A 21,681-nucleotide genomic window follows, 5' to 3' on the forward strand; every position below is an offset into this window, starting at 1 on the left:
TTCAAATTGGGAACGGGGCGAATCTAGTGCGCCTAACCCTTGACGGCGCCGGCCGTCATGGCGCTCAGGATGAGCCGCTGCAGGGCAAGGAAGGCGACGATGGCCGGCACCACCGAGATCAGGCAGGCGGCGGCGAGGATCTGGATCGAACTGTCGTTCTGCGTGCCGGCGTATTGGAAAATGCCGACGCCAATGGGAACCAGCGAATCCTTGGTGATCAGAAGGAAGGGCACCAGGAATTGCGACCAGCCGGCGATCACGGTGATGATGAAGGCCGAGGCGACGCCCGGCGTCGACAGCGGCAGGATGATGCGGATGAACACCGAAAGCCGGTTGCAGCCATCGATCAGCGCCGCCTCGTCGAGGCTCTTGGGGATGCCGTCCATGAATCCCTTCAGCAGCCAGGTAACCATGGGCACGCCGAGGGCGATGTAGACCATGACGGTGCCGAAGTGGCTGTCGATCAGGCCAAGCCGGCTCATGTAACGATAGAGCGGCACCATGATGACTAGCGGCGATATCATTTGAAAGGCGAGAATGCCGAGCATCCAAGCACCCTTGCCCTTGAACTCGAAGCGGGAGAAAGCATAGGAGGCCGGCGCGGCGATGATCAGGCAGCCGACGGCGGACAGGCAGGACAGCTTCAACGCATTGATCAGGTAGACCGGGAACTGGCTGGAGGTCAGCACCGCCACGAAATTGTCGAGCGTCGGGTATTTGGGGATCAGCCGGGCAACGCCAAGGAACACCTCCTTGCGGGTGCGCAGCGCCATGGACAGAAGCCAGATCAACGGCCATGAGAAGAAGACGAACATCAGCGCCATGAAGGCGTAGCTGAGGATGTCGCCGAGACGATCGCGGGTGCTGAGTTTCATGCCTTTTCTTCCTTCGGCAGGAAGGCCGCGTAGATGAGTGCCAGCCCCAGGCTGATGGCCAGCATCAGGATCGACAGCACGCTGCCGGCCGCGAGGTCATAGTTCCTGAACACCACGTTGAAGGTGTAGAGCGACAACACCTCGGTGGCCCGACCGGGACCGCCGCCGGTCAGCGAGATGATGGCATCGAAGGTGTTGAGCGTCTGGATGGTGACGAGGATCATATTGACCAGGATCGCCGGGCGGAGCTGCGGCAACGTCACGAAGAACAGCTTCTGTCGCGCACTGGCGCCATCGACCTCGGCCGCCTCGTAAAGCGAGGGGTCGATCGCCTTCAGAGCCGCGTACATCACGACCATCGAAAAGGCCGTACCGCGCCAGATGTTGGACAGCACCACCGACCACATGACGACGTCGGGATCCGACAGCCATTGAACCGGCGCCATGCCCGTGAGGCGCAGCAGCGAGTTGAGGCCACCAAAGGGCGCCTCGTTGAACAGCATCTTCCAGATGATGCCGCCGGCAATGCCCGGCACCACCCAGGCGATCAGCGCCGTGGTCCGCAAAATGGTGGTACCGAACAGGTGCCGCTTCTCGGAGCGGACCACGACCAGTGCCATGGCAAGGCCGATTACCTGTTGGCCGATCACCGAACCGGCGGTGAAGATGAAAGTCACCCAGAGGATCTGCAGCAGCTCGGGCCGCGTCAGAACATTGGCGAAGGTCGAGAGCGTGTAATGGCCCTCGCCACCCAACAGCGTCAGGTCGGTAAAGGCGTAACGGAAAACGTCAACCACCGGATAGAGATAGAACAGCCCCATCACCAGGATCACCGGCATCAGCCAGGGATAGGGGGACGGAACGCGGTTGTGCCGGCCTGCCGCCCCGAAAAAGGGCAGTTTCGACGTCACGGCGCGTGCAGACATGGGCACCTCGGTATCAGTGGTTCAGCGAAGCGAAAGCGGCCGCCACATCGGGCGGCCGCCCGCGGCGGGACGACTCCGCATGGTTTATCGGAGCCAAGATCCTGCCGGAAGCCGCCCGTCGGGAGGAACGACGGGCGGATAGATTTCAGAGCCGGCCGTAGGCGTCCAGCGTGGCCTTGAAGGCCTCGTCGACAGCGGCATCAGTGGTCGCGGCGCCGGTCAGCACCTTGCCCATCATGATCTGGATCTGGTTGGAGATCTCCGGATAGACCAGCACGCCCGGGCGAGCCTGACCGACTTTCAGCGCCTTGGCGAAGGTCTGGTTGGCCTCGCTCTTGAAGACGTCATACTTGTCGTAGAGGTCAGCGCGGGTGGGCAACTGCTCCTGCAGGGCGTTGGCCGGGCCCATGTAGACCTCGCGGGCGAGCGCGGCGCACATCTCGACCTTTTCCGGCTCCGCGGAGAAGGCGGCAACCGTCCAACCGCCGGTGCCGGTCGACCGCTGATCGGCGGTGATGCCGGGCAGCATCGAGAAGGTCCACTTGGCGAACTCTTCAGGCTCCATCGAGTTCTGCAGCTGGCGATACTGCCAGTTGCCACCGACGAACATCGCCGTGGTGCCGGCGGCGGCGGCGGCATTGAAGTCGTCGTAGTTGCCGATGGTGGCGACGCGCTTGGGGGCAGCGCCGGATTCGACGAGATCGCGGTAGTAGTTGACGGCCTTGATGAACTTGTCGCGATTGGCAGCGTCGGCGAAGATCGGCTTGCCGGCGTCGTCAACCAGCTTGCCGCCCTGACCCCAGAAATTGCCCAACCAGTCGAAGGCCGTGCCCTCGTAGCGACTGCCGTTGAACAGCATGCCTTCCATGCCGGCCTTCACCGACGCGAGCGCGGCTTCCTTGGCGTCAGCCCAGGTTTCCGGTGCGGTCGGGACGATCTCCTTGTTGCGATAGAGCACACGCAAATCGGTCGACCACCACCATGCATAGATCTGGCCGTCCTTGGCGGTAATACCGTCACGAACGAATGGGAAGAGCTGGTCGATCTCTTCCTTCTTGAAATAGGGCGACAGCGACTTCAGCACGCCGGCCTGCTTGAACAGCGGCAGCACGAAGCTGTCGATGGCGGCGCAGTCAGGGGCATGGCCAGCCTTGGCCTGCTCCAGCATGCGAGCCTGTTCCTGGCTGATGTCGCCGGTCATCATCTGCAGCTCAAGCTGCCAGCCAGGATGGTTGTTGATGAAATCGGTATAAAGCTTGGTATAGCCAGCCGCCCAAGTCGGGTCGGTGCTGGACGGACCGTCGCCGGTCATCCGGAACACCATCTTCTTCGGCGCGTCTGACGGGCCGACGCGATCGCTGGTGATCAGGCTCTCAGCGGCGACAGGCAGACAGCCGAGCGCCGTCGCGGCGGCAAGCGCCGCCAGCAGGGATTTCTTCATCGCTTTCTCCTCCCAGGATAAGCGGAAGCCGTTTGTTGCAAAAAATTCGGCTTCCCAAACCAACGCCAATTAGATTAAATCACTTTGTTTTGTTGTCAAGCCGGTGTCTGGGAGGTTCGTATGGCCACCGTCGAAATCAAGAATCTGCGCAAGGCCTATGGCGCGCTCGACGTGCTGCACGGCATTTCCATCGACATCGCCGACGGTGAGTTCGTCGCCCTTGTCGGCCCTTCCGGCTGCGGCAAATCGACGCTGTTGCGGTCTATCGCCGGCCTTGAGACCATTAATGGTGGCGATATCTACATCGACGGCAGGATCGTCAACGACCTCGCCCCGAAGGATCGGGACATCGCTATGGTGTTCCAGAATTATGCGCTCTATCCGCATATGAATGTGGCCGCCAACATGGGCTTTGCCCTGAAGCTGTCCGGGCGCTCCAAAGTCGAGATCGAAGATCGCGTCGGCAAGGCAGCCGCCATTCTCGATCTCACACGCCAGCTTGCCCGCAAGCCGGTGGCACTATCCGGCGGCCAACGCCAGCGCGTCGCCATGGGGCGGGCCATCGTTCGCGATCCCAAGGTTTTCCTGTTCGACGAGCCGCTCTCCAACCTCGACGCCAAGCTGCGGGTGCAGATGCGCGCCGAGATCCGCGAGCTGCAGCAACGGCTTGGCACGACGACCATTTACGTGACGCACGACCAGACCGAGGCCATGACCATGGCCGACAAGATCGCCGTGCTCAACGCCGGCCGCCTTGAGCAGGTCGGCGCACCACTGGACCTCTACCGCTCGCCGGCCAACCTGTTCGTCGCCGGCTTCATCGGCTCGCCACAGATGAATCTCATCACCGGCGATCTCGCCCGAAAGGTTGGCGCCGACACCATCGGCGTCCGTCCGGAGCATCTTGCCGTCAGCCGCGACGGCGACGGCTGGCACGGTCGGGTGATCTCCGCCGAGCATCTCGGCAGTGATACTTTCGTCCATGTCGAGGTCGCGGAGACCGGCCGTCTCACCGCCCGTACCGTCGGCGACATGCCGGTCGCAGCGGGCGACGACGTCGTATTGACGCCGGCCCAGGGACACTTGCATCGCTTCGGCGCCGACGGCAAAGCCCTCTGAACTCACCGGACCGACGAGGAGACGGCAGGATGTATATCGGGATCGACTGGGGCGGCACGAAGATGGAAGTGGTGGGGCTCGATGCCCTAGGCGTCGAACTCTGCTGCCATCGCATACCGACGCCGCGCGAGGACTATGACGCCTCGATCCGGGCGGTCCTGGAACTGGTGGACCATGTCGAGACGGCGACCGGCGAGAGCGGCAGTGTCGGCATTGGCCTGCCCGGCAGCCCCAACCCGCTGACCGGCCTCATCCGCAACTCCAACGCCTTCTGGCTGAACGGCAAGCCGCTCGGCCGCGACCTTGAGGCTGCCCTCGGTCGGCCGGTCCGGCTCGCCAACGACGGCAACTGCCTCGCCGTTTCCGAGGCGGTCGATGGCGCCGGCGCCGGTCTCGACGTGGTGGTCGGCATCATCCTCGGCACCGGCCATGGCGGCGGTATCGCGCTCAAGGGCAAGAGCCACGCCGGCTTCCAGGGCCTCGCCGGCGAGATCGGCCATTATTCGCTGCCCTGGCCGAAAGAGGGTGAGTATCCCGGCCCCAAGTGCTGGTGTGGCCGGCATGGCTGCCTGGAGATGTTCTGCTCGGGCACTGGCTTCGAGCTCGACTACCGGACGACGACCGGCGTTTCCCGCAAGGCGTCGGAGGTGATCGACCTCAAGCGATCCGGCGATCCGGTGGCCTCGGCGGTCTACGGCCGCTACGTCGATCGCCTCGCCCGGTCGCTGGCGCTGATCATCGACCTCGTCGACCCCGACGTCTTCGTGCTGGGCGGTGGCATGAGCAATGTCGATGAACTCTATGACGATGTGCCGAAGCACCTGTCGACGCGGACCAATCTTTGGGACGGCGAAGCGGCCGGATCGGGCGATGGTCGGCTGGTGTTCTCCGACTCCGTGGCGACGCCGATCCGCAAGGCCAAACACGGTGACAGCTCCGGCGTCCGGGGCGCTGCCTTCCTCTGGAAAGAGTGAGCGACGCTGAAATCGTGCGACGCGCACACCTTCCAAGACACAGCATTAATGTCTTGACAAGAATTCGCAGCAATGGCACTGGGTAATCGATAACTCACGGACGCAAGCTAAAGCGGTCGAGGAAGCCGTCTTTCGGAAAGCGTCCGGCCCTGGGAGGGGAACTGCTCGTGACCGTTTCGCTGCACGATATCGCCAGCATCGCCAAGGTGTCGGTCAAGACCGTCTCCGGTGCGCTGCATGGCGGCTCGGCGCGCATGGCCGACGAGACCCGCGACCGGATCCGCAAGATCGCAGAAGAGCTCGGCTATGTTACCAATTTCGCCGCCCGCAGCATGCGGCAAGGTTGGATGCCGCTGATCGCCATCATCGGCGACGAATTGCTCACCTCGCCATTTGCCACCGAAATCATCCGCGGCCTCGACAATTCCGCCCGCAAGGCCGACCTCTCGGTGTTCTTCACCACCATCGGCGGCGACCGCGATATCGCCAAGGTCTACGACGACGTCAGTCGCTTTCGGCCGCGCGCCATCGGTTACGCGGCGATGTACCACAAGGAAGTTACCCTTCCTGCGGAACTCATCGACCGCATCGGGGTGATGATCAACTGCCGCGATTCCGCCGGGCGGGTGACGTCACTGGTGCCCGACGAGGAGACGGCCGGACACACCATCGCCAGCCATTTGATCGACGCCGGCCGGCGCAGGATTGCCTTCATCAACCTGCCGGGTCTTCTGGCCGGCGAGTTGCGCGAACGCGGCTTTCGTACCGCGCTCGACGAGGCTGGGCTTGAACCGGTTGCCGTGCTGCCGGCGGTAAAACGCGCCCTCTATGCCGACCGGGCTCGCAGCCTTGTGGTCCAACACGTTACCGATCTGATGGCCGGTCCCAACCGGCCGGATGCCATCCTCTGTGGCAACGATCGCGTTGCCATGGAGGTCTATGCGGCGCTCCGCAAGGTTGGCGCCGGCATTCCAGACGACGTCGCAGTGGCGGGCTTCGACAACCAGATCGATATTGCCACGCGACTCGACCCGCCGCTCACCACCATGGCCCTGCCTCACCGGGCAATGGGCCGAATGGCGGCGGAGATACTTCAGGCGGCTGAACCGCCGGAGAGGGGGCTGAAACTGCTCCCATTCCAGCTCGTGGAGCGAGCTTCCGTCTGAGCTGGTGAGGAACCAACGAGTGGAGGAGATTTTCAAAATGGGTAATCGTTTACTTAGGGCTCTTGTCGCCACTACCGCGCTGGTGGTGGTCGCCTCCGCCGCCGACGCCAAGACCGTCGTGCGCATGATGCATCAGGGCGATCCAGGTTGGGTGGCGCTCTATGGCAAGGTCGCCGAACGCTTCGAGGCAGCCAATCCGGATGTCGACATCGAGCTGATCTATGCGCCGCACGACGCCTATAACGAGAAATTCTCGTCGGCGGTGATGTCCAAGCAACTGCCTGATATCATGGAGCTCGATGCGCCCTTCCTCGCCAACTACGTCTGGTCGGGCTACCTCAAGCCGCTCAAGAGCTATGTCGATCAGGATCTTTTGGACGACATGACGGCGTCCAACATCGCGCAAGGTACCTACCCGATCGACAAGGAGCTCTATGCCATCGGCCTGACCGACAGCTCGGTGGTGCTCTACGGCAACAAGAAGTACCTTGAGAAGATCGGTGCCCGCATTCCGAAGTCGGTGGATGATGCCTGGACGCGCGCCGAGTTCGAGGACTATCTCGGCAAACTGGCCAAGGTGGACGGCGTCAAGTGGCCGATCGATACCTTCCGCGGCTACGGCATCAAGACCGAATGGGTGACCTATGCCTACCAGCCGATCCTCAATTCCTTCGGCTGCGACCTGATCGACCGCAAGACCTGGAAGGCCGAGGGCACGCTGGACAGCCAAGCATGCGTCGACGCCCTCACCATGATGCAGACGTGGGTGAAGAACGGCTGGGTCGTGCCGATGTCGTCGGGCACCAACCAGTTTTACGCGGAGGGAGAGCCGGCTGCGCTTGCCTGGGGCGGCCACTGGTTCTACGCCGAGGCCGCCGCCAAGATGAAGGACGACGTCGTGGTGATGCCGCTGCCGAAGTTCGGCGACAAGAGCGTCAGCCCCGACGGCACCTGGATCTGGGCAATCACCAGCCAGTCCGAGCACCCCGATATCGCCGGCAAGTTCCTGAGCTTCCTGCTGAAGGACAAGGAGTACCGAGATTTCGCGGTGAGCCAGAGCGCCTACCCGGGCCTGAAGAGCTTTGCCGCTCAGTCGCCGCTTTATGCCGAGGGCGGGCCTATGGCCGTCGCCTTCGAGCAGGCGTCGAAGGTTGCCGTGCCACGCCCGCCGCATCCGGCTTACCCGACCATCACCTCCGCCTTCATGCAGGCCGTCGACCAGATCTTCAACGGCGAGGACACCAAGAAGACACTGACGGCCGCCGCTCAGAAGATCGACGAGGACATTGCCGACAACGACGGCTATCCGCCGTTCGGCGGCAACTGATGTCTTCCCGTTAGGTTTCCCGTTTCCCCGGAAATGAGAAGCCTCCGGCCGGAATGCTGACAACGCTCCCCCGCGTTTGCCGGCACGGCCTGTCGGCGCGCGCCCGCCCTCCCTTCGGGTGCGCGCCCCTTCCGCCCTCCATTGCCCGGCGAGGGGCCCATGTCCGCACTCACAACCGTTCCCAAGCGGCGACGTCGTTCCGTCATTGCCCGTATCGGCTGGTCACGTTTCCTGCAGGAAATCGGCATGCTGGCACCGGCGGTCCTGCTGATGACCGCCTTCCTGATCACGCCCTTTCTCCTATCGTTCTGGACGGCGATGACCAACCAGCCTTTGGTGCCCCGGCCGACGCCGGTGCGCTTCGTCGGCCTCAACAATTTCATGCGCATCCTCAGCGATGACCTGTTCTGGACATCGCTCTGGAATGTGACGCGCTTCACAATCTGGATCCTGCCAGCGCAGTGCGGGCTAGCCTTTGTCACGGCATTGATCCTGAACCAGAAAATACCGTTCCGGAACGTCTTCCGCGGCATGTTCTTCCTGCCGGCCATCACATCGATGGTAGTGGTCTGCGTCATCTGGGGCACGCTGTTCCAGTATCCGACCGGCCCCCTCAACCAGATCGTGGTGTCGCTATCGGGCGGATACATCCAGCCGATCGACTGGCTGGGCGATCCGAACTGGGCGATGTTCTCGATCGTGTTGCTGTCGGCCTGGCAGGCCTACGGCTTCCAGATGATTATCTACCTCGCCGGCATGCAGGGCATTGCCGACGAGCTTTACGACGCGGCCCGCATCGACGGCGCTGGTCCTTGGGGCCGCTTCTGGCATGTCACCATGCCTGGCCTCAGACCAACTCATGTCTTCGTGCTGGTCATCACCACCATCCAGGCCTTCAAGCTCTACACGCAGGTGGCGATCCTGACACAGGGTGGGCCGAAATCGTCGACCGAGACCGTCGTCCACTACATGGTGCGCGCCGGCTTTGAGGAGCAGAAGCTTGGCTATGCCTCCGCGGTGTCGGTGATCCTTTTCCTGATCGTCCTGGTCATCGCGCTCATCCAGCGCAGGCTCATGAGGCGCTTCGATGTCTGATCTCGCCCTTTCCCCCCGCAAGCCGACGACCTCGCTGAATGGCTACCGCGTCGTCCAGTCGATCTCGGTGTTCGTCATCGCGCTGGTAATCATCTCGCCGCTGTTCATGCTGTTCATCGCCTCGCTGAAGGACGATCGCTTTCAGATCCTCGCGGACATGGGCTCGTTCCGGGCCTTCTGGGTGGACAATCCCACCCTCAATAACTTCCGCGAGGTCGGCAACTTCGCCGGCGAACTGGCCTTCGGCCGCTATCTCGGCAATTCGCTGTTGATCCTGTTCTCGACGGTCAGTTTCGGCCTGATCATCAACTCGATGGCCGGTTTCATCCTCGCCTGGGGCAGCCTGCCGGGGCGGGCGCTGATCCTGTCGCTGATCATCGCGCTCTATGTGATCCCGCAGGAGAGCATCATCATGCCGCTCCTGATCATCGTGTCGCGTGCCGGACTCTCCGATACCTTCACCGCCCAGATCCTGCCCTTCGTGGCGAGCCCCCTTTACACCTTCCTGTTCTACCAGTTCTTTGCGCAGTTGCCGAAAGAGCTCTACGAGGCCGCTTCCATCGACGGCGCATCGATCTTCCGCACCTGGTGGTCGATCTTCATGCCACTCAGCCTGCCGGCGCTCGCCACCGTCTCCATCCTGATGGGTATCGAGGCCTGGAACCAATATCTCTGGCCGATCCTGATCACCCAGACCGACTATGCCCGGCCGATCTCGGTGGCGATCGCCACTTTCTTCGGTCAGGACAGCATCTTCTGGGACCGGGCCATGGCCGCCTCGGTGCTGATGATGATCCCGATCCTGATTTTCTATCTCGCCTTCCAACGCTGGTTCATCAGCTCCTTTGTCGGCTCGGCGGTGAAAGGTTGACCATGTCCCAAGCCTTATCTTCGGCCGGTCAGTCGGGCCGGAAAACGATATCCTTTGCCCCGGTGGCCACCGGCGAGACCATCGAGCTGTTCCTGATGGCCAACGGCCCAGAGCCGGCCGTCGTCGCACTGCCTGGCGCTGGTGAGCTGACCACCCGGCGCACCGATTCATTCGACCGGCACTGTCTTGTTGCTGCGGCACCGGTTGATCACCTTAGCTATGACCCCGCTGTCACGACCCTGTCAGCTGTCTACGCTTATGACCCAGCCACCGTGCTCGACACCGGCATCCGTGTGCTGCACGCCGGGCCTGCGCCGACACCGCCTGAGCTGACCGGGTACCATTTTCGGCCGCCGTTCGGCTGGATGAACGACCCCAATGGCTTCGGCCGCTTCGATGGCCGTGCTCACCTCTGCTACCAGCACTATCCGCACAGTCTTCGCTGGCACGCCATGCACTGGGGTCACGCCGTCTCCGACGACCTCCTGCGCTGGCGTCACCTGCCCGTCTTGCTCGAACCGGGGGATGCGGTGTTCGCGGCAAATGGTGCCGGCGGCATCTTCTCCGGCTCAGCGATTTCCATACGGGGGGAAGCTGGCTTTCGTGCCTTCTTCACCGACCATATCGAAGGTCGTGAGCCGGAGATGGAAGTGCAATGCACGGCGAAAAGCACTGACGGCTTCACGGTCGACGCCCCGAAGGTGGTGCTCGCGGGCAGGCCCGAAGGGTTCGGCCTCGGTGAGGACAACCGCGACCCCTACGTCTTCCGTGGGCCAGACGGGCGCCTGAAGATGCTGCTCGGTGGTCGCGATGCCGAGGGCGGCGTTGTCATGCTCAACGAGACGGACGACCCGACCGGGGTATCCGGTTGGCGCTTCGTCGGTCTTGTCCACCGCGAGCGTGAGTATGGCCGTACCGTCGGCGAATGCCCTGCCATGCTGCCGCTTGACGGTCCGGCGGAAGATCCCAATACCCGCTGGCTGCTGATTGTCGGTTTGCTGCTCAGCCGGGAACCGGCGACACGGCGGCGCAACCTTACCTTCGGCATCGTCGGCCGCTTCGATGGCCGGACGTTCACGCCGGAATTTCGGCAGGAACTCGATTTCGGCACCGATGCCTACGGCTTCCAGGCTTTTGTGGATCAGAGTGGTCCGGTCGGCATCGCCTGGCTCGCCAACTGGACGGACATCGTCAAGACCGTCGACTGGCCGACAGCGATGACGCTGCCGCGCCGGTTGCTCCTGAGGGACGGCGCGCTGCTGACGCCGCCGATCGAGGCGGCCACCACGCTCCGGCAAGCGCTCGTCGACGACCATCGCCTCGCCAGCGGCGAAACGGTCAGACTTGATAACGGTGCGGCTGAAATCATTATCGAGTTCGATGAGACAGGAGCTCCGTTTGAACTCACGCTGTCGCATCCGACGCTGAAGCTTGCCATCACCGCCGGTTCGGACGGTCTCGCGATTATCCATGAAACCGGCAATGGCCCGTCGGCTTTGCCGCACTATCTCGCCGCCAGCGCGCAGGTACGTTCCATCCGCGTCTTCCTCGACCGGGGATCGATCGAAGTATTCGCCGACGACGGCCGTTACGCCGGCACCAAACGGCTCGCCGACCCCGCCCCGATTACCGCCATCCGCCTCGAAGCCCCGCAAGGACGCATCGCCTCCGCGCGCGTCTGGCGGCTCGGCCTCTGAACTCGATCAAGGGAGGAACACCATGGCAAGCGTTTCCATCGACAACGTCGCCAAGTTCTATGGCGGTCACCAGGTCATCCACGGCATCGATATCGACATCGCCGACGGCGAGTTCGTGACGCTGGTTGGTCCGTCGGGCTGCGGCAAATCGACGCTGCTCAGGATGATCGCCGGCCTTGAGGAAATCTCGGACGGCGACATCCGCATCGGCGACCGTCTCGTCAACGACGTGCCACCGAAGGAGCGGGACATCGCCATGGTGTTCCAGAACTATGCGCTCTATCCGCATATGACCGTGGCGCAGAACATGGGCTTTGCCCTGAAGCTGAAAGGCGAAAGCCGCGCCGCCATCGACGCCCGCGTCAAGGAAGCGGCGGCCGTCCTGGCGCTTGAACCCTATCTCGACCGACTGCCCAAGCAGCTGTCGGGCGGCCAGCGCCAGCGCGTCGCCATGGGCCGGGCGATCGTGCGCAGTCCACAGGTGTTCCTGTTCGACGAGCCGCTTTCCAATCTCGACGCCAAGCTGCGCGTGCAGATGCGCGCCGAGATCAAGGATCTGCATCAGCGCCTGGGCACCACCACCGTCTATGTCACCCACGACCAGATCGAGGCGATGACCATGGCCGACCGCATCGTGGTGATGAAAAGCGGCGTGGTCGAACAGATCGGCCGGCCGCTCGAACTCTATGACCGACCTGTCAACCTGTTCGTCGCCACCTTCATCGGCTCGCCGGCCATGAACCTCATCAAGGGCAAGCCAGGAAACGGCGGCTTCGTCACCGAAGGCGGCGTTGTGCTGCCTCTGCCCACCGAGGCCGTTGCCGGCGCTGTCACCTATGGCGTCCGCCCCGAACATCTGACGCTCGACGAAGCCGGCTTCCGCGCCGAGGTGGTGGTGGTCGAACCCACCGGCGCCGAAACGCAGGTACTCGCCCGTTGCGGCGGGCAGACGCTGGTCGCCGTATTGCGCGAGCGGGTCGAACTCAACCCCGGCGACAACATTGGCCTCAAGCCGACCCTCTCAGCCGTCCATCTGTTCGGTGAGGACGGCCGGCGGCTCTAGTCTCCGATGTGTTTCAAGCGGCGGCGCGCGTCTTGCCGCGTCCGCCCGCTCGTCGCTCGGCCCGGAAGGCGGAAGGCGTGCGACCAATCAAACGCAGGAAATTGCGGTTGAAGGTCGATAGCGTCTCATAGCCAACGTCCATGGCAATTGAGGTCACCATATCCTCGGTCTCCGTAAGCAGCTGGCAAGCCTTATAGATCCTGAGGTGGTTGATATACTCGGCACAGGAGCAGCGCAGGTGCCGCTCGAAGAGGCGCGAAAAGGCCGGCAAGCCCATCCCTTCGGTTGCCGCCACCTCGCCACAGGTAAGGCCAGGCCGGTTGAAATTGGCAGCGATATAGGCGAGCATCCGCTCCAGTCGGCGCGGCTGGGCGCATTGGTGTTCCATACCCTTCAGTGATAGCGACCGGCGCTCGGCATCCTGCTCCAATACGCGCATCAGCTTGAAGAACAGGGCTATCCGCTCGAATCCATCGGCGCCGAGCAGGCCTTCCATAAGGCTGGCGGCCTCGGCCGCGGCGGAGGGGGAAAATTCGATGCCCGCCCGCGTCGCGTCCAACAAAGAGGAAAGGTTGGCGCAGTCGGAAAACTCGGCCATGCAGCGCTCGGCGAAGCCGGCGCCCATTTGAAGCACCAGATCACGGTCTCGAATGCGGCCATCCCCATCGCGGTCGATACCGTCCGACACCCACATATGGGGCAGGTTGGGGCCGGTCATGACGAGATTGCCGGGGCCGAACTCGCCGGCATAGGTGCCGACATAGAACTGACCTGAACTTCGACGGATCAAATGCAACTCGTATTCCGGGTGGTGATGCCAGCCCGAATAAGCGAAGGGGTAGTCGTGCGAGTAGACGCGGAACGTGCGCTCGAGCGGCGCCTCGATCACTTCCAAAACGGGCTTTGTCTGACCCACCTTCGCCTCCCTTTGGTGGATAGCGGGACCGCTCGTAGCCAGCCAACCTTACCAGACCTGGCCGGAAACACCGAGATTGGTTTTCCCAGGCCTCAGGCGCTGGAAGCCGCTCAGAGCGGCTTCCAGCATGGTCCTGTCCTCAGAACGTGATTTGAACCTTGACGTCCGAGGGGTTCTGCTGGGAGGCTCGTTCGAAAGCCTCGATCGACTTGTCGAACGGGTAGCTTGCCGAGATCAGCGGCTTCAGATCGATCTTGCCCGAGCCCAGGAGCGCCAGCGTGCGATCCCAGACATTGGCGTAGCGGAAGATGCCGGTGAGGCTGATCTCTTTGACTTCCAGCGCCACAACGTCGAGCGGGACCCGATCCTGCGGCATGCCGACCAGAACCACACGGCCACCCTGGGTGACCACGTCCAGCATGTCGTCGAATGCCTTGGGGCTGCCGCTCGCCTCGAAGAACAGGTCGACGCCCTTGCCGGCCGTCCGCGCCGCCACGACGTCGGCGAGCTTCTGCTTCGTCAGATCGACGGCGATGACGCCGGGCACATTGGCGATGATGTCGAGCTTGGCCTTGGCGACGTCGCTGACGATCACTTCCGAGCAGCCGGAGGCCAATGCTGCGAAGGCGACCATCATGCCGATGGTGCCGGCACCGGCTACCACGGCGATGTCACCGGGGCGGATAGCGCCCTTGGCGGCGGCGTAGACGCCGATCGCCAGCGGCTCGACCATAGCGCCTTCGGCAAACGATACGCTGTCGGGCAGCTTGTAGGTCAGCGCCGCCGGATGCACCACCTCTGGCGTCAGGCAGCCGTGGATCGGCGGCGTCGCCCAGAAGCGCACGGCCGGATCGAGGTTATAGTGGCCTTCCAGCGTCTGGCGCGAACCGAAATCGGGAATGCCGGGCTCCATGCAGACGCGATCGCCGACCTTGAGGTGGACCACCTTGGCACCGATCGCCGTCACCACGCCCGACGCCTCGTGGCCGAGCACCATTGGTTCATTGACGATGAAATCGCCGATGCGGCCGTGCTTGTAATAGTGGACATCGCTGCCGCAGATGCCGACCGCCTTGATGGCGACCCGAACCTCATCGGCCGCCGGCTTCAAAGTGCCGGGAACCTCGATATCGCGAAGCGCGATGTTGTTGACGCTTTCCAGAACGACTGCTTTGATTTTCATGCTTTTCCTCCTCCACGCCGGCTTGGCGCGGGTCGACCGGATCTCCCATCCGGTAGTGCCCGAAAGCATGCCTGCTCCCACCGTCCGGGACAAAGCACAGGAGGCCAATGTTTATGCATAATTTTACATCGGTCTATACGGCCACACTGTCGGCAGCCATTCTCACCCGTCTTTCGGCAAGCATATTGCCTTCATCATGATATAAGGATCTCTTTATGTCGTGATTGCACCGAAAGCCGACTTCTCCTATAAGGCGCTCACCGGCGGCCGTTTGCCGTCCTCTGTTGGCTTTCAAAACCAGCGTACCCTCATCCCCCGCACCCGGAGATCCGCAAATGGTCGCCAAGGAATACATCGTCAAGGACATCTCGCTCGCCGACTGGGGCCGCACCGAACTCGACATGGCCGAGATCGAGATGCCCGGCCTGATGTCGGTGCGCGCCGAATATGCCGCTGCCCAGCCGCTCAAGGGCGCCCGCATCGCCGGCTCGCTGCACATGACCATCCAGACCGCGGTGCTGATCGAGACGCTGAAGGCACTCGGCGCCGACGTGCGTTGGGCCTCCTGCAACATCTTCTCGACGCAGGATCACGCCGCCGCCGCCATTGCCGCCGCCGGCATTCCTGTATTCGCGGTGAAGGGCGAGACCCTCAAGGACTACTGGACCTATACCGATCGCATCCTCGACTGGGGCAACGGTGAGACGGCCAACATGATCCTCGACGATGGTGGCGACGCGACGCTCTTGGTGACGCTCGGCGCCACGGCCGAGAAGGATCCTTCGGTGCTCGCCGATCCCAAGTCCGAGGAAGAGGAAGAGCTCTACGCCACCATCAAGGCGCGCCTTGCCAAGGACGCGACCTTCTATTCGCGCGCCAAGGCCAACATCCGCGGTGTCTCCGAGGAGACGACGACGGGCGTGATGCGCCTCTACCAGATGGAAACGCGCGGCGAACTCCCGTGGCCGGCCTTCAACGTCAACGACAGCGTCACCAAGTCGAAGTTCGACAACAAGTACGGCTGCCGTGAAAGCCTGGTCGACGCCATCCGTCGCGGCACCGACGTGATGATGGCCGGCAAGGTGGCCATCGTCTGCGGTTACGGCGACGTCGGCAAGGGTTCGGCCCAGTCGCTGCACGGCGCTGGCGCCCGCGTTCTGGTCACCGAAGTCGATCCGATCTGCGCCCTGCAAGCCGCTATGGACGGCTTTGAGGTGGTCACGCTGGAGGACGACATCCATCGCGCAGACATCATCGTCACGTGCACTGGCAACCTTCACGTCGTCACCGTCGACGATCTGCGCAAACTCAAGAACATGGCCATCGTCTGCAACATCGGCCATTTCGACAATGAGATCGACGTCGCCGGGCTCCGGAACTTCAAGTGGAAGAACGTCAAGCCACAGGTCGACCTCGTCGAGTTCCCCGACGGCAAGAAGATCGTCCTCCTCTCCGAAGGCCGGCTCGTCAACCTCGGCAACGCAACGGGGCACCCGAGCTTCGTGATGAGCGCCTCCTTCTCCAACCAGACGCTGGCCCAGATCGAACTTTGGACTCGCGGCGACAAGTACGAGAAGAAGGTGCACGTGCTGCCCAAGCATCTCGACGAGAAGGTGGCCCAGCTGCATCTTGCCAAGCTCGGCGCCAAGCTCTCCAAGCTGACGCCTGAGCAGGCCGACTATATCGGCGTTAAGTCGAACGGCCCGTTCAAGTCGGCGATGTATCGCTACTGACCCGTTTCGGTCTTCGGCTTCCGCCGTGCTTTGCGTCGGAAGTCGCCCACGGCGTTTTCGGAACCGCCCACGCTCCAAGCTGAGCGCGGGCGGTTTTTTCTTGCCGGCAAAGCCTTATCCACAGGTGTTCCACATATGCGGATTTTTCCGGGGAACATTGCTGCTCTGTGCGAGGGAGCGGGAAAGGGAAGGCGGCCGAACCGCATAAGACGAGTCCGGTCAACCCTCTGGCCACCCCCTGCCGATAGTTATCGACTCCGCCCACAGGATACCTCGGTCACTCCGGATCACTGAACGTTCCGTGAACATGACGACTGACGGGGCACGCTTATCTCAGATGAGCCGAAGGAGGCTGCCTCGACTCTTTTTGCACCCCCTGAAAGGCAGTATTTTGGGGTGATTCGGAACGGCGGTGGGGCACGCGTCGGTCCGGGGCGAACCTCTCCTCAAGGAAGCGGTCGCCATTTCTGAATGCGGCCGAAAGGGGACAAATACATGCCGGGGTTGAACCGGACACGATTGCCGTTTGCTGGGCACGTCGGGAAGATCGCCCTGCTCTCGACCATCCTGTCACCGGTCGGTGTCAGCCCGGCGTTTGCCCAGGCCATCAAGTTCGGCTCTGACGGTTCGGTCTATTTCGAGCCGCTTCAGGTCGCCGCGCTGTCCGCCTTCATATCGGCCATCTGCATCGCCGTCGTGTCGGCCGCCGCTCTGATCCGGGCGCGCCGCATGGCCGAGGATGACCGCGAACGCTTGCTGCGCGAAAATGCCGACCTGAAGCTTGCCGCCGATCGCACCGAAGCCGCTCTCAATGCCGATGATCAGCGTACCGTCATCTGGGGCTCTCGTGACGAAGCGCCGAAGGTGATGGGATCGCTGCCGGAAGCTTCGGGCGTACCGCGCAGCCAGGTCGGATTCCTTGCCTTCGGCCAATGGCTGGAGCCGGCATCGGCCCAGCTTCTGGAGGCCCGCACCCGCGCCTTGCGCGCCGAGGGCGAGGCTTTCCTCGACGTCCTGACCACCACCAGCGGCGTCCACATCGAGGCGGCTGGCCGGGTCAACGGCTCGCGATGCTTCATCCGCTTCCGCAACCTGACGCGAGAGCGGCAGCAGTATGCCGAACTCGCCGAGCGCTTCGAACGGCAACGCACCCTGGTTGAGACCTTCGAGGTGCTGATCGACAAAGCGCCAATGCCAGCCTGGACGCGCGACAAGACCGGCCGGCTCGTGTGGGTCAATGCGGCCTATGCGCGCGCCGTAGAGGTGGCAAGTGCCACACAGGCTGTCGCCGTCGGCGTCGAGTTTCTCGATACCGCCGCTCGCAAGGCGATTGCCGACAGCCGGCAGCAGGCGCCTGTGTTCGAAGGACGCCTGTCGCTGGTGGTGGGCGGCGCCCGTCGGGTTTTCGATGTTATCGATGTCGAGACGGCCTCCGGCAGCGCCGGCATTGCCACCGACGTTTCTGAACTCGAGCAGGCCCAGGTGGAATTGCGCCGCACCATCGAAAGCCACGCCCGCACACTCGACCAGCTTGCCACCGCCGTCGCCATTTTCGGCGCCGACAAGCGGCTCAAGTTTTACAACGCCGCCTATCGCGCCCTGTTCGACCTCGATACCGCTTTCCTCGAGACCAGTCCGGACGACGCCGGCATCCTCGATCAGCTGCGCGTTTCCCGCAAGCTGCCCGAGCAGGCCGACTTCCGCAGCTGGAAACAGGAGCAGCTTGCCGCCTATCAGGCGATGGAGGCCCGTGAAAGCTGGTGGCACCTGCCCACCGGACAGACGCTACGCGTCATCGCCAACCCACATCCTCAGGGGGGCGTCACCTACGTCTACGAGAACGTCACCGAGCAGATCGAACTCAAGAGCCGCTACAATGCGTTGACACGCGTGCAGGGTGAGACGCTCGACCATCTCTCCGAAGGCGTCGCGGTGTTTGGCTCCGACGGCCGGCTCCGCCTCTTCAACCCGGCTTTCGGCAGCCTGTGGAAACTGTCCGAAGATACGCTGGCCAGCCGGCCGCATATCAACGAGGTCGTTAGCCATTGCATGGCCGCCCATGGCAACAGAGATGCCTGGGATCAGGTCCGCCTTGCCGTCGCCGGTCTCGCCGACAGCCGCAACCGGCTTACCGGCCGGCTCGACCGCCGCGATGGGGGCGTCATCGACTTCACCACCGTGCCGCTGCCGGACGGCGCGACCCTGATTACCTTCGTCAACGTCACCGACTCGGTGAATGTCGAACGAGCGCTCACGGAGAAAAACGAGGCGCTCGAAGAAGCCGATCAGCTGAAGAACGCCTTCATCCAGCATGTTTCCTACGAGCTGCGCTCGCCACTGACCAACATCCTCGGCTTTGCGCAACTGCTCGCCGACGACAACGCCGGCCCGCTCAATATCAAGCAGCGGGAATACACCGGCTACATCATGGATTCGTCGACGGCGCTGCTCGCCATCATCAACGATATTCTCGATCTCGCCACCGTCGATGCCGGCATCATGGAACTCGACCTCGGCGAAGTGGATATTCCATCGACAGTAGGGGCGGCGACCACTGGCCTTCGCGATCGCATCGCCGAGGCGCACATCAACCTGAAGCTCGATGTGCCCAGCGATATCGGCTCCTTCGTCGCCGACGAGAAGCGCATTCGTCAGGTGCTGTTCAATCTCCTGTCCAACGCGATCGCCTTCTCGGACGACGGGAGCATCGTGTCGCTTTCCTGTCGGCGAACGGACGAGGAAATCTCGTTTACCGTTGAGGATCACGGGCGCGGCATCCCCGACGAATATCTCCAGGCGGTCTTCGAGCGCTTCGAAAGCCGCACCAACGGCGCCCGCCGACGTGGCCCAGGTCTCGGCCTTTCCATCGTCAAGAGCTTCGTCGAGCTGCACAAGGGCAGCGTCGAAATCACCTCCGAGATCGGCGTCGGTACGCGGGTCGTCTGCAGGCTGCCGATAAACCCTAGCATCGCTCAAGCGGCCGAGTGAGCGGCACCGCGATGAGCCTCCCCTTCCGCCGCACGGTCAGCGTTGCCGACGAAGCCGGCACGTTCCGTCTCGCCGACGACATCGCCGCCATCGCTCGGGCGGGTGACGTCATCGCCCTTCACGGCGATCTCGGCATGGGCAAGAGCGCTTTTGCGCGAGCCGTCGTCCGGCGCCTTGCCGGCAATCCGGATCTCGAAGTGCCGAGCCCCACCTTCACGCTGCTGCAAAGCTACGAAACAGCTCGCTTTCCCGTCCATCATTTTGATCTCTATCGCCTCGCCGACCCGGACGAACTGATCGAGATCGGCTTCGCCGAGGCCGTCGGCGAAGGCCTCTCGTTGATCGAGTGGCCCGATCGGGCGGGCAACGAGCTGCCGGCCGAGCGGCTTGACCTCGTCATCTGCGAAGGCGACGGCCTCAACGGTCGCCGCTTCTTGCTGGAGGCCCGCGGAGACGGCTGGGCCGAGCGGCTCGATGAAACCTTTGCGGCCCGCGACGTTCTGAAGCGGGCCGGCCTTGCCGATGCGACCCGTGCCCATGTTCAGGGTGACGCCTCGACCCGTCGTTTCGAACGGGCGACAGGCGCGAGCGGCAGCGTCATTCTGATGCACTGGCCATCGTTCGGCACGCTGCCGGTTCACGCCGACGGCCTCTCCTACGAGGCGCTGGTGCATGCCACCGATCGTCTCGATGCGTTTCTCGCCATCGGCGACACGCTCCGCCAGCGCGGCTTCCGAACGCCTCGCCTCATCGCCATCGACGAACCACGCCGGCTGATGCTGATCGAGGATCTCGGTGCCGGAAGCATTGCGCCGGGCGGCATCGCGGATTCCGAACGCTATCTTGCCGCCGCCCGCCGGCTCGCCGACATGGCAGCCATCGCCTGGCCCGAGGTGGCGACTGCCGACGATGGTCGCACCTTCCCGTTGCCCGCCTACGACCGGCGAGCGCTGCTGACCGAGGTGGAACTGTTCGCGAGCTGGTATGCACCAGACATTATTGGTCGGCCGCTCAGTGAGACCGAGGCGGCCGAATGGCTGGCTCTGTGGGATGGCTTGCTCGCCCGCTTCGATGACGACCGCTCAGCCTGGGTGCTGAAGGACTATCACTCGCCCAACATCCTCTGGCAGGAGAGCGGCGACCCGATCGGTCTCATCGACTATCAGGATGCCCTTCTCGGCCCCGCCGCCTACGACCTCGCCTCGCTCATCACTGACGCGCGTGTCGATATTGCCGATGATCTCGCCGTGGCGATGCTCGACGCTTATTGCCTTCATCGGCGCAAGGTGGCCGGACCGTTCGACGAGGCGAGCTTCCGTGAAGCGGTCGTCGTCATCGGTGCCCAGCGCAACGCCAAGATTCTCGGCCGCTTCGTGCGCTATGCCAAGCTCACCGGCCGCACTCATCATCTCCGCTTCTTGCCGCGCATTCGTCGCAACTTCGAAAAAGCGCTGGACGACAAGGTTTTCGCCGGGGTCAAGCTCTGGTATGAACGGCTCGCGCCGCCGGCCTCCCGGCCGTGAACCCTTTTCCGACCGCCGAGATCCCGATCGTTCCAAGATGACTGATGCTGCTTTTCTCTCCGCCTTTCGCCCTCGCCGGGCCATGGTGCTGGCCGCCGGTCGCGGCAAGCGTATGCGCCCGATCACGGCAACCACGCCGAAGCCGCTGGTGGAAGTGCTTGGTCGCAGTCTGATCGACCGGGTGTTCGACCGCCTGGCCGAGGCCAGTGTCGAGACGGCGATCGTCAACGTTCACTACCTCGCCGATCTCGTCGAGGTGCATGTCAGCAAGCGGCGCGATCTTTCGGTCATCGTTTCCGACGAACGCGACAAGTTGCTCGATACCGGAGGCGGCGTCGTCAAGGCGCTGCCGCATCTCGGCAGCGATCCGTTCTATCACCTCAACTCCGATTCCATCTGGATCGAGGGTGTCTCTGCCAACCTGCCGTCGCTGGCCCGGACCTGGGATGGCGAACGCATGGATGGCCTGCTGCTGCTTGCCCCCACGGTCGGCTCGGTTGGCTATTCGGGCGTCGGCGACTTCGAAATGGCCGGCGACGGCCGCCTGATCCGGCGGCGTGAACGCACCGTCGCTCCCTTCGTCTATGCCGGCGTCGCCATCTTCAAGCCGGACATCTTTGCCGACCGCCCGCTTGCGCCTTTTTCCCTCAACCGCATCTTCGATGAACTGATCGGCAAGGGCCGCCTACACGGTGTTCGGCTCGAGGGCACCTGGCTGCATGTTGGTACGCCCGAAGCGATCGGACAGGCGGAGCGGACCATCCGGTTATCGGCGGAGTAGGCA

General features: G+C 63.3%; 17 protein-coding genes. 12 read left to right on the forward strand and 5 right to left on the reverse strand.

The features are described from left to right. Positions 1-32: 32 nt before the first annotated feature. From AB6N07_RS01520 to AB6N07_RS01530, 3 genes are all read right to left on the reverse strand, one after another. On the reverse strand, positions 33-875 hold the full coding sequence (locus tag AB6N07_RS01520; RefSeq protein ID WP_370676068.1) for a carbohydrate ABC transporter permease: 843 nt from the start codon (positions 873-875) through the stop codon (positions 33-35). Then, positions 872-1,714, reverse strand: coding sequence for a carbohydrate ABC transporter permease (locus tag AB6N07_RS01525; RefSeq protein ID WP_370678170.1), 843 nt, complete (start codon positions 1,712-1,714; stop codon positions 872-874). Before AB6N07_RS01525 ends, AB6N07_RS01520 begins: the two co-directional genes overlap by 4 nt. Positions 1,715-1,946: 232 nt before the next feature. Further along, positions 1,947-3,242 (reverse strand): extracellular solute-binding protein, encoded by a 1,296-nt coding sequence (locus AB6N07_RS01530; protein WP_370676069.1) that lies wholly within the window; start codon positions 3,240-3,242, stop codon positions 1,947-1,949. Between the two features lie 120 nt (positions 3,243-3,362). On the opposite strand from AB6N07_RS01530, the gene AB6N07_RS01535 reads away from it, so the two are divergent. From AB6N07_RS01535 to AB6N07_RS01570, 8 genes are all read left to right on the forward strand, one after another. Then, on the forward strand, positions 3,363-4,361 hold the full coding sequence (locus AB6N07_RS01535; RefSeq protein ID WP_370676070.1) for an ABC transporter ATP-binding protein: 999 nt from the start codon (positions 3,363-3,365) through the stop codon (positions 4,359-4,361). A gap of 29 nt (positions 4,362-4,390) precedes the next feature. Continuing rightward, the gene (locus tag AB6N07_RS01540) at positions 4,391-5,335 is read left to right on the forward strand and encodes an ROK family protein (RefSeq protein ID WP_370676071.1); all 945 of its coding nucleotides are present in this window, start codon (positions 4,391-4,393) and stop codon (positions 5,333-5,335) included. A 167-nt stretch (positions 5,336-5,502) separates the two neighbouring features. Then, positions 5,503-6,501, forward strand: a complete 999-nt coding sequence (locus tag AB6N07_RS01545; protein WP_370676072.1) for a LacI family DNA-binding transcriptional regulator — start codon at positions 5,503-5,505, stop codon at positions 6,499-6,501. A gap of 37 nt (positions 6,502-6,538) precedes the next feature. Then, positions 6,539-7,828 carry a sugar ABC transporter substrate-binding protein gene (locus AB6N07_RS01550; RefSeq protein WP_370676073.1) on the forward strand — a complete coding sequence of 430 codons (1,290 nt, stop codon included), beginning with the start codon at positions 6,539-6,541 and terminating at the stop codon, positions 7,826-7,828. A gap of 159 nt (positions 7,829-7,987) precedes the next feature. Beyond that, positions 7,988-8,923 carry a carbohydrate ABC transporter permease gene (locus AB6N07_RS01555; RefSeq protein WP_370676074.1) on the forward strand — a complete coding sequence of 312 codons (936 nt, stop codon included), beginning with the start codon at positions 7,988-7,990 and terminating at the stop codon, positions 8,921-8,923. After that, the gene (locus tag AB6N07_RS01560; RefSeq protein ID WP_370676075.1) at positions 8,916-9,794 is read left to right on the forward strand and encodes a carbohydrate ABC transporter permease; all 879 of its coding nucleotides are present in this window, start codon (positions 8,916-8,918) and stop codon (positions 9,792-9,794) included. Before AB6N07_RS01555 ends, AB6N07_RS01560 begins: the two co-directional genes overlap by 8 nt. A 2-nt stretch (positions 9,795-9,796) precedes the next feature. Then, positions 9,797-11,491, forward strand: coding sequence for a glycoside hydrolase family 32 protein (locus tag AB6N07_RS01565; RefSeq protein ID WP_370676076.1), 1,695 nt, complete (start codon positions 9,797-9,799; stop codon positions 11,489-11,491). Positions 11,492-11,513: 22 nt separating this feature from the next. Continuing rightward, entirely contained in the window at positions 11,514-12,554 is a 1,041-nt protein-coding gene (locus AB6N07_RS01570; protein WP_370676077.1) for an ABC transporter ATP-binding protein, read from the forward strand. Positions 12,555-12,567: 13 nt separating this feature from the next. On the opposite strand, the gene AB6N07_RS01575 is transcribed toward AB6N07_RS01570, so the two are convergent. Then, the gene (locus AB6N07_RS01575) at positions 12,568-13,470 is read right to left on the reverse strand and encodes a helix-turn-helix domain-containing protein (RefSeq protein ID WP_370676078.1); all 903 of its coding nucleotides are present in this window, start codon (positions 13,468-13,470) and stop codon (positions 12,568-12,570) included. A 139-nt stretch (positions 13,471-13,609) separates the two neighbouring features. Beyond that, the gene (locus AB6N07_RS01580) at positions 13,610-14,647 is read right to left on the reverse strand and encodes an NAD(P)-dependent alcohol dehydrogenase (RefSeq protein ID WP_370678171.1); all 1,038 of its coding nucleotides are present in this window, start codon (positions 14,645-14,647) and stop codon (positions 13,610-13,612) included. Between the two features lie 341 nt (positions 14,648-14,988). On the opposite strand from AB6N07_RS01580, the gene ahcY reads away from it, so the two are divergent. From ahcY to AB6N07_RS01600, 4 genes are all read left to right on the forward strand, one after another. Next, positions 14,989-16,386 (forward strand): adenosylhomocysteinase, encoded by a 1,398-nt coding sequence (ahcY, locus tag AB6N07_RS01585; protein ID WP_370676079.1) that lies wholly within the window; start codon positions 14,989-14,991, stop codon positions 16,384-16,386. 495 nt (positions 16,387-16,881) lie between these two features. After that, entirely contained in the window at positions 16,882-19,374 is a 2,493-nt protein-coding gene (locus tag AB6N07_RS01590) for a PAS-domain containing protein (RefSeq protein ID WP_370676080.1), read from the forward strand. Between the two features lie 11 nt (positions 19,375-19,385). Next, positions 19,386-20,897, forward strand: a complete 1,512-nt coding sequence (tsaE, locus tag AB6N07_RS01595) for a tRNA (adenosine(37)-N6)-threonylcarbamoyltransferase complex ATPase subunit type 1 TsaE (protein ID WP_370676081.1) — start codon at positions 19,386-19,388, stop codon at positions 20,895-20,897. A 37-nt stretch (positions 20,898-20,934) separates the two neighbouring features. Next, a complete protein-coding gene (locus tag AB6N07_RS01600) occupies positions 20,935-21,678 on the forward strand; it encodes a nucleotidyltransferase family protein (protein ID WP_370676082.1) in 744 nt (247 codons plus the stop codon). The last annotated feature ends 3 nt before the right edge of the window (positions 21,679-21,681 follow it).

Origin of the sequence: Pleomorphomonas sp. PLEO, assembly GCF_041320595.1 — a bacterium.
Classification (GTDB): domain Bacteria; phylum Pseudomonadota; class Alphaproteobacteria; order Rhizobiales; family Pleomorphomonadaceae; genus Pleomorphomonas.